Annotated in this window: 6 protein-coding genes; 2 read left to right on the top strand and 4 right to left on the bottom strand. The window is 52.2% G+C overall.

Annotated features, from left to right (window positions below; all coding sequences use genetic code 11):
• Positions 1-639 precede the first annotated feature (639 nt).
• The 3 genes from JXO50_05735 to JXO50_05725 form a co-directional block, all read right to left on the bottom strand.
• Positions 640-1,887, bottom strand: a complete 1,248-nt coding sequence (locus JXO50_05735) for a (Fe-S)-binding protein (GenBank protein MBN2332591.1) — start codon at positions 1,885-1,887, stop codon at positions 640-642.
• The gene (locus JXO50_05730) at positions 1,884-3,263 is read right to left on the bottom strand and encodes an FAD-binding protein (GenBank protein MBN2332590.1); all 1,380 of its coding nucleotides are present in this window, start codon (positions 3,261-3,263) and stop codon (positions 1,884-1,886) included. Before JXO50_05730 ends, JXO50_05735 begins: the two co-directional genes overlap by 4 nt.
• Before the next feature lie 253 nt (positions 3,264-3,516).
• On the bottom strand, positions 3,517-3,987 hold the full coding sequence (locus JXO50_05725; protein ID MBN2332589.1) for a universal stress protein: 471 nt from the start codon (positions 3,985-3,987) through the stop codon (positions 3,517-3,519).
• A 424-nt stretch (positions 3,988-4,411) separates the two neighbouring features.
• Here JXO50_05725 and JXO50_05720 point away from each other — a divergent pair, with 424 nt between their 5' ends.
• Both JXO50_05720 and JXO50_05715 read left to right on the top strand, forming a co-directional pair.
• Positions 4,412-5,821 (top strand): sigma-54-dependent Fis family transcriptional regulator, encoded by a 1,410-nt coding sequence (locus tag JXO50_05720; protein MBN2332588.1) that lies wholly within the window; start codon positions 4,412-4,414, stop codon positions 5,819-5,821.
• Between the two features lie 48 nt (positions 5,822-5,869).
• Positions 5,870-7,420, top strand: a complete 1,551-nt coding sequence (locus JXO50_05715; protein ID MBN2332587.1) for a HAMP domain-containing protein — start codon at positions 5,870-5,872, stop codon at positions 7,418-7,420.
• Between the two features lie 40 nt (positions 7,421-7,460).
• On the opposite strand, the gene JXO50_05710 is transcribed toward JXO50_05715, so the two are convergent.
• A complete protein-coding gene (locus JXO50_05710; GenBank protein MBN2332586.1) occupies positions 7,461-7,985 on the bottom strand; it encodes a menaquinol oxidoreductase in 525 nt (174 codons plus the stop codon).
• Positions 7,986-7,995 lie beyond the last annotated feature (10 nt).

Raw genomic sequence — 7,995 nt, 5'->3', positions numbered from 1 at the left:
CCAGCATGACCAGTAATCCTTGCTGAAGATGGTGTTGGGTGATCTGACACTGATTGTTTTCCATTGTTTTATTCCTTTCTGAAAATATAATTTTTCTATTTTATTGACTGGTCAGGAAGAAAAACTACCTTTATTGATAATAATATGAAAAGTTGTATATTATTATATGTTTATCGGCCAGAATGGTCCCGGGAAGAATCAGGCTGCAAACCAGCCAGACCAGCATGACCAGTAATCCTTGCTGAAGATGGTGTTGGGTGATCTGACCCTGATTGTTTGATCATTTCTTTATTCCGCTTTTGAGCTATGGTTTTTTTATCTTATCGTTTGGCTGGATAAAAAGTTTAGCTTTTTTTTACCGATAATTATTCAATAAATCCTATATTATTATATAGTTATTGATCAGATTTCATGTAAGATCTCCCATTGCAGGCCACAGGGATGAATGCCTTATTGAACGATCACTGGTCTATGAGGATTTGCCCTGGCAGAGACGAAGAGCTTCCGGCTGAGAGGCGCTCTGAGTGATGCGGATAAACGCTTGTCTTGAGCCGGTTGAGAATTACCGACATGGGCTCGCGGCAGCCGGATGAAAGCGGCATGGCAGGTGCAATGGTTGGGCCGGAGAGCGGTGGTTCTTCAGGAAAGGAGGCGGGCGAGGAGGGTAATGGGGTGTTCTGCAGTTGCCGGCAGGCCGGCATAATGGATGCCTTCCCGCAACTGAATCAGACAGCCGGGACAGCCGCTGGCTATAATGCCGGCCCCTGAATGTTCAAGGTCAGCCATTTTTTCGCCCAGGATGTCACGGGATAGTGCTTTATGGGTGATGCCGAACGACCCCCCCGAACCGCAGCAGCGTTCAGGATGCTGCAGTTCGACAAACCGGTCACCTGCCATCAGCTGCAGCAGCCAGCGTGGTTCCCTGGTAACCTTCTGGCTGCGGAGATGACAGGGACTGTGGTAGGTGACTTTTTCCTCCAGGGATTTCCCGCCCAGGAGCTTTTCCAGTTTTTCCCGCTGCTCATACAGGAATTCGGTGATATCCATGACCTTGACCGATTCCGGCAACGGGTAGTGCTTCAGGGTGTAGCCGCAGGTGGCGCAGCTGGTTACCACCAGGTCGAGATCGGTGCGACGTTCCCTGATTATCGCAAGATTTTTCTCCTCCAGCACGTTGTATGACTGCCGGTCGCCGCTGCCTTGGGTGACCGCCCCGCAGCAGGCCCAGGCATGGGGGACGATAGCGGCAAACCCGAGTTTTTCCAGTACCGTTATGGTCGCCAATCCCAGGTTTGGGGTCAGGTAGCCGGTGGCGCAGCCAGGGAAATAGAGCAGGGTTGGCAATCCTGCAGGTGGTTGCCGTTTTCGCAGCCGGTCCTGCAGGTTGTGCCGGGGGATAACCGGGATAACCGTATGCTCATCGGTGAGCGGCATGGGCAGCCGCCGTCGTAAACCACTGCCCGCGGGCAGTCGGCGCCAGCCGATAAGCTGGAGCAGCCAACCAATCTTGAGCAGGTTTTTCAGTCGGCCGGTTTTGCCCGGCAAAAGGGAAAAAAAGAATTTTTTCACCGGGTGCAGCCCTTTTTCGCTGGTAATCTCGGCGCGGATTCCTTTAATGATTTCAGTTATCAATACCCCTTTGGAGCAATTGTCCTCACAGGAGTGGCAGAGCAGGCAGTAGTCAACCGCCTGGCAGAAAAAAGGAGAAAGGTTGTCGCTGGCTGGAATAGCAGCTGCCTGTTCAAGATGCCGCTCTATCAGGGCCAGTTTGCCCCGGGCCACCATCTCCTCCCGTCCTGTTTGCCGGTAAATGGGGCAGACGGCCATGCAGGCGCCGCATTTGACGCATTTTTTCAGTTCTTCTCGGGGATCTATGGCAGTCGTCATGAGTTTGCGGGGGGAAAGATTTTCCCGGGATTCAGAATGTTATGGGGGTCAAATGCTTTTTTTACCCTTTGCATTACCGCGATCGTTTCAGGACTCCATTCCAGGGGAAAAAATGCTGATTTGGTGTTGCCGATGCCGTGCTCACCGGACAGAGTCCCCCCCAGCTCAATGGTGGCGGCGAAAATCTCTCTGACCGCCTGTTCCCCGTGGGCGGTCTGGTGGGGGTTGTTTTTATCGAGCATGACATTGACATGAATATTACCGTCACCGGCATGACCAAAACAGACAATGGGCAGGGCGGTGGCCCGGGAGATGGCTTCAATCCGGTTAAGGACTGCCGGTATTGCCGACCGGGGAACGGCAATATCCTCGTTGATTTTGTGAGGGGCAATTTTGGCGATTGCCGGCGACAGGGATCGTCGGGCCTGCCAGAGCAGTTCACGGTCAGCTTTGTCTGTGGCGGTCAGCACCAGAACACAGCGGGAGGCAACCAGTTGTCGGATTGCCGCCGCTTCCCGGCTGACGGTATCCGGATCACCATCAACCTCCACCAGCAGCAGAGTGCGGGCTTCAGTCGGCAGGGAGAAAGGGAGTGCGTCACGGATGGCGGCAATGGAGTGGTGGTCAAGGAATTCTGTGGTTGAGGGAATAATCCGGTTGCGAACCATCTCGGTAATTGTCTGGGCGGCGGTTTCCATCTCGGCAAAGGCCAGCAGCAGGGTCTCGGTTGCGGCCGGTGCTGGCACCAGCTGAAGGAGAATCCGGGTAATAACCCCCAGAGTTCCTTCAGAGCCGACAAAAAGGTGGGTCAGATCATAGCCTGATACCGATTTGACACATTTGTTGCCGGTATTGATGATGTCGCCGTTGGGCAGGACTACTTCGAGGCCGCGGACATAATTGCCGGTAACGCCGTATTTTACTGCCCGGGGACCCCCGGCGTTTTCTGCCACATTGCCGCCGATGGTGGAAAACGCCAGACTGGCCGGGTCGGGCGGATACATGAGTCCGTGTCGCATCACCGCTTCCTGCAGCTCAAGGGTGATGACTCCGGGTTCCACCACCGCCATCAGGTTGTCAAGGTCAATTTCGATAATGTTTTTCATGCTGGTCAGGGAAAGAACCATGCCTTTGCTGACCGGTACGGATCCCCCTGACATGCCGCTGCCGGCCCCCCGGGGGAAAACAGGAATGCTTTCACGATCAGCGATCTTCATCACTGCCGCTACCTGGGCGGTGGTTTCCGGAAAGACGGCCAGCTGGGGCTGGCCACACTGACGGGTGGCGTCATAGCCATAGCAGAGCAGAGCTTCAGGGCTGTCGAGGATCTGCCCGTCGGTTAAACCGCTGGTGATAAGCTGTTGTTTGAGTGTCATGATGTTCTTATTGTTTTTTGGCTGATGTCAGCAAATTTTTTCCCGAAGGTTTCCAGACGTAGTACAGAATGCCTTATCTTTTGTCAGCATAGCATATTCTGCTTTGCTACAAAACAGGAAATGTCCTCCTGACCCCTTTGTTTTGACGCTTCTGGCAATTTGATGCCTTTTAGCAAAGGGCATCAAATGGCAATGAAAAACCCCTGGAACCCAGGGGTTTTAGCAGTATGAGATAGAGATGATCGTAAGCCGGTTAGACCTCGCAAGAGCCAGGTTTGCTAATTTCCCAATCCTTGCCTTTCGGCCGGACGGTCAGCACCGGACAAGGAGCATGGCGGACAACTTTTTCAGCGACGCTGCCAAGCAGTACATGGGCAATGCCGCTGTGCCCATGGGTGGCCAGGACAATCAGATCTGCATCAATCTCTTCTGCATATGAGATGATCTCCTCGTAGGGTATCCCGTGGCGGACTTCCGCCTTGCATCCCAGACCGGAAGTCTCACAGTAGCCGGAACAGTTGGCCACTTCACTTCTAAGAACATCCTCCATTTTTTCATAAATCTCGTGGCTGATTTCTGCGTCAATATACGACGGCACTTTATCCACCACAGTGAGCAGGTACAGCGTTGCGTCGAACTGGCGGCAGATTTCCACCGCATAGCGTAGGGCACTACGGCTCAGTTCGGAACCATCCGTCAAGGTCAATACTTTTTTGATCAGCATGTTCGTGCCTCCTTACTGGTTGCTGGTTGTTGCCTTTCTCTATGGAGCCAGTCTAACGAATTAATTATGGTTTGTAAACCCTGCTTTTTCACAGTTTTCTTTGGCGCGGTGCTGCCGGGGTGCAGGCAACAGTTGACAAAATCATTTTATACATTATACTGTGTACTGATTCACAAGGGCCGGAATAAAGGAGTAGCTATCGGAAGAGTTTCCTCGTAATAGTGTGTCGTGCAGGTGAAGTCCAACATCACAATGAAGGTGAAAGTCCGGTTTCACGATGACTTTACAGTGTCTGCTCTGGAGGTCATTAATGAGGCACGCGCAAACCAGCATGTCCTTGAGTGGGAAGCCGGCCATGCGTTCGAGAGCTGTAGATGGCCATTGCCATGACGTGAATGGAGCTGTGATCTTCAAGGAGTAGGATATGACAGGGGTAAGAGTTCTTATAGTTGACGATGAAGCGGTAATCAGGAGAGGGCTCTGTCGGGTCATGGAGGGCAGGGGCTACCAGGCGGAGGCGTCTGAAAGCGGTTTTGGGGCGATCGAAAAGCTCCAGAAAACGCCGTTCAACATCGTCATTACGGATCTTAAAATGCCGGGAATGGATGGCATAGAGGTCCTTAAGGCCATTAAAATCCTGCAGCCTGATGTGCCGGTCATCATTATCACCGGGTATTCCACCGTTGATACCGCCGTTGATGCGATGAAAAATGGCGCTTTCGATTATATTTCCAAGCCTTTTACCCCCGAGCAGATGATCGAAATGGTCGAAAAAGCGCTGGAACAGCGAACCGTTCAGCTGCAGCGTGGTCATCCAGCAGTTGGACCAAGCCAAGCCGGTTTTGATATTTTTGTCGGCGAGAGCGAAGCGATGCAAAGGGTTTATAACAGAATCAAGCAGGTCGCTCCCACTGATAGTACGGTCCTGATCACCGGTCAGAGCGGTACGGGTAAGGAACTGGTTGCCAGGGCCATTCATGAAAACAGCATGCGTTGTGATAAGCCTTTTGTTGCCGTTGACTGCACATCATTGGTGGAGAACCTGCTGGAAAGTGAACTGTTCGGCCATGTCAAGGGCTCTTTTACCGGGGCGGTACAGACGAAGATGGGCCTGTTCAAAGTAGCTGACGGCGGAACTCTCTTTTTGGATGAGATTTCCAACATCAGTCTGGCCACCCAGGGAAAACTGTTGCGGGTTCTTCAGGAATTTACCATAACCCCCATCGGGGGGACCAAGCCCATTTCCATTGACATCCGTCTCATAACCGCTACCAACAGAGACCTGAGTGATCTGGTTGATGAGGGGCTTTTTCGCAAGGATCTCTTTTTCAGACTGAACATCATCCCTGTTCATCTACCTCCCCTGATTGAGCGAGAAGGAGATCTTCCCCTGCTTATTGGTCATTTCCTGAAAAAATTCTCCGGAGAGATCGACAAGGAGATCCATGGAGTGTCGCCGGCCGCCATGTCCATCCTGGCGCAGCATCCGTTCACCGGAAACGTCAGGGAGTTGGAAAATATTATTGAAAGAGCGGTTGTGCTTACCCATAGCAAACTCATCCAACCTGAGGACCTCGAGATTGAGGCCACCACCGACGGTCTTCCTGAAACTATGACCGAGTCCATTCCCCAGAGTGCAGAGAGCCTGAAGGAGGCCAAGAGAAAAGTCAGGGAAAAGGCGGTTGGACCTGTGGAACGGGCATTCCTTATCCAGGCCCTTGAACGCAGCAACTGGAACGTCACCCGGGCCGCCCGGGATGTGGGGATGTTGCGGCCCAATTTTCAGGCAATGTTGAAAAAACAGGGGATTTCTGTGAGAGATCATTCCGAGTAGCAGGGGTTTTCCCCTGGAGTTCGAACCAGGGGAGAGGAGAAAACAGGCATGCGTCTGAAACTGATCGTTCAGATTTCGCTGATTACGGGAATCGTCCTCTTGTTCACCTCGGCTCTCTTCGGTTATTTCAATATAACCACCCTCAAATATGCCTTTCTGCAGAGTGCGGTGTCAGATCTTGAGCATCTGAGTGAAACGATGTTCAGAGCTGTCTTTCATCAAATGCTGGAAAATGACCGGAATCAGATCCAGGTTACCATCGGCGAGATGGGCAAACAGAAGGGGATCGGGCGTATCAGAATCCTCAACCGCGAGGGAATGTTGGCCTTTTCCACCCGAAGTGCCGAAATCGGCACTACTCTCGACAAAAAGCGGGCTCCGGCATGTATGGTCTGCCATAATGATGAAATGTCCCTGGATGACCCCTCCCCCTTGGCCCGCAGCAGGATGTTTATTGACAGTCGGGGGAAAACGGTTCTCGGCATGATCAGGCCGATCTATAACGAAAAAACCTGCTGGACGGGTGCATGCCACGCCCACTCTGAAAATACCCGTTTTCTGGGCCTTTTGGACATTACTATTTCCGCCGATCCTATGCTGACGATCATCCGCAGCTATCGCAACAATACCATTATCCAGATCATTTTTTTGATTCTTTCCATCTCTCTCTGCCTGACCCTGCTTACCAAGAGGCTGATCATCCAGCCGGTTCATACGCTGCTGGAGCACACCCGGGCGGTTGGCAAGGGAAATTGGTGCCTGATCAAATCAGTACCCGGTGACGAATTGGGGGAACTTGCTGAGGCGTTCAACGATATGACCGGTAAGTTGAAAAAAAACCGGGAGGAACGGGATGAATGGGCGGCTACGCTGGAAACCAAGGTGGAGGAGCGAACGCGCGAGATAAAAGCGATGCAGTCCGTTCTGGTCCGCTCGGAAAAACTCGCGTCTCTCGGAGAACTGGTCGCAGGGATCGCCCATGAGCTCAATAATCCCCTGACCGGGATTATGATCCATGCCTCTTTTATTGCCGAGGATCCGCGATTGGAAGATGGTCTGGTGGAGGATTGCCGGACGGTAATTCACGAAGCAAGGCGCTGTTCGAAGATCGTCAAGGAGTTGCTGGATTTCGCCAGGGTCTCTGATTCGCAGAAGGCACTACAGCCAATCAGCAAAGCCATTGACCGAACTACCGCCCTGATTGAACACAATGCTGATTTCAGAGACATCGAGATTGTCAAGGAGTATGATCCCGACCTTCCGGAAACCTTGATTGACGCTTCCCAGATTGAACAGGTCCTCATCAATATGATGATCAATGCCAGTCAAGCTATGCCGCAGGGAGGGGAGCTGTTCATAAGGACAGGGATGCATGCGTCAGGGGAGCACATCTACGTGCAAATCGAGGATACCGGCTGCGGCATCCCAGCGGAAAATATTGAAAAACTTTTCGATCCTTTTTTCAGCACCAAGGGACACAAAGGCACCGGTCTGGGACTTTCGGTTTCCTACGGCATTATCCAGTCCCATGGCGGGGAGATCAAGGTTGACAGCAAGCTGGAAAAAGGCACTGCTTTTACGATTATTCTACCCATCTGAGCATCAAATCTCTTGTTTGATGGACCTGCAGCAAACCCCATTACTTTTTCACTGACGCAAGGATCTCTTTTTCCATCCTGATGGCCTCACTACAGGCGGACCAGACCCGATAGCTCTCCAGGCCGAGAATCGTCAGGCCGGCGATGAACACCGGCCAGAAATTCTCCCGCAGGACGCCGGTATAGTAGTAGAATAGATAAAATGCCGAAAGATAGCCGATGTGCGACCATCCACGAAAGCGAACCGAGCCGGTGTTCATATGACCCAGTATGAGGATAAGGGCGGAAAAAGCATAGACGATCAGCGCAATGCTGATGAGAGTGGGAGAAGGGGATGCCCCCAGAAACTGCCTTGTTTTTTCGGAGATGGGGGGAAAAAAACGGAAATCAACCGCCGCACAGAGGCTGAAGAGGAAAAAGAGGGCCATCCACCATTTACTGTAGCGTATCTGTTTTGTCAGGTAGTGGATGCGACCCTGAATTTCCTGGCGCCGTGACTCTGGGCTTGGTATACCTTCGTCCGGAGTCAGGGGATGACTTTGTCTCTGTTTCCGTCGTAAAAACACGCGAAACCCC

This window comes from Candidatus Anaeroferrophillus wilburensis (genome assembly GCA_016934315.1).
In the GTDB taxonomy this organism is placed as follows: Bacteria; Desulfobacterota; Anaeroferrophillalia; order Anaeroferrophillales; family Anaeroferrophillaceae; genus Anaeroferrophillus; species Anaeroferrophillus wilburensis.
This window is presented reverse-complemented; position numbering and strand designations above follow the sequence as displayed.

Coding starts and splice junctions, on each gene's coding strand:
- JXO50_05720 (MBN2332588.1), top strand. CDS start 4,412: ATGACAGGGGTAAGAGTTCTTATAGTTGACGATGAAGCGGTAATCAGG.
- JXO50_05715 (MBN2332587.1), top strand. CDS start 5,870: ATGCGTCTGAAACTGATCGTTCAGATTTCGCTGATTACGGGAATCGTC.
- JXO50_05725 (MBN2332589.1), bottom strand. CDS start 3,987: ATGCTGATCAAAAAAGTATTGACCTTGACGGATGGTTCCGAACTGAGC.
- JXO50_05735 (MBN2332591.1), bottom strand. CDS start 1,887: ATGACGACTGCCATAGATCCCCGAGAAGAACTGAAAAAATGCGTCAAA.
- JXO50_05730 (MBN2332590.1), bottom strand. CDS start 3,263: ATGACACTCAAACAACAGCTTATCACCAGCGGTTTAACCGACGGGCAG.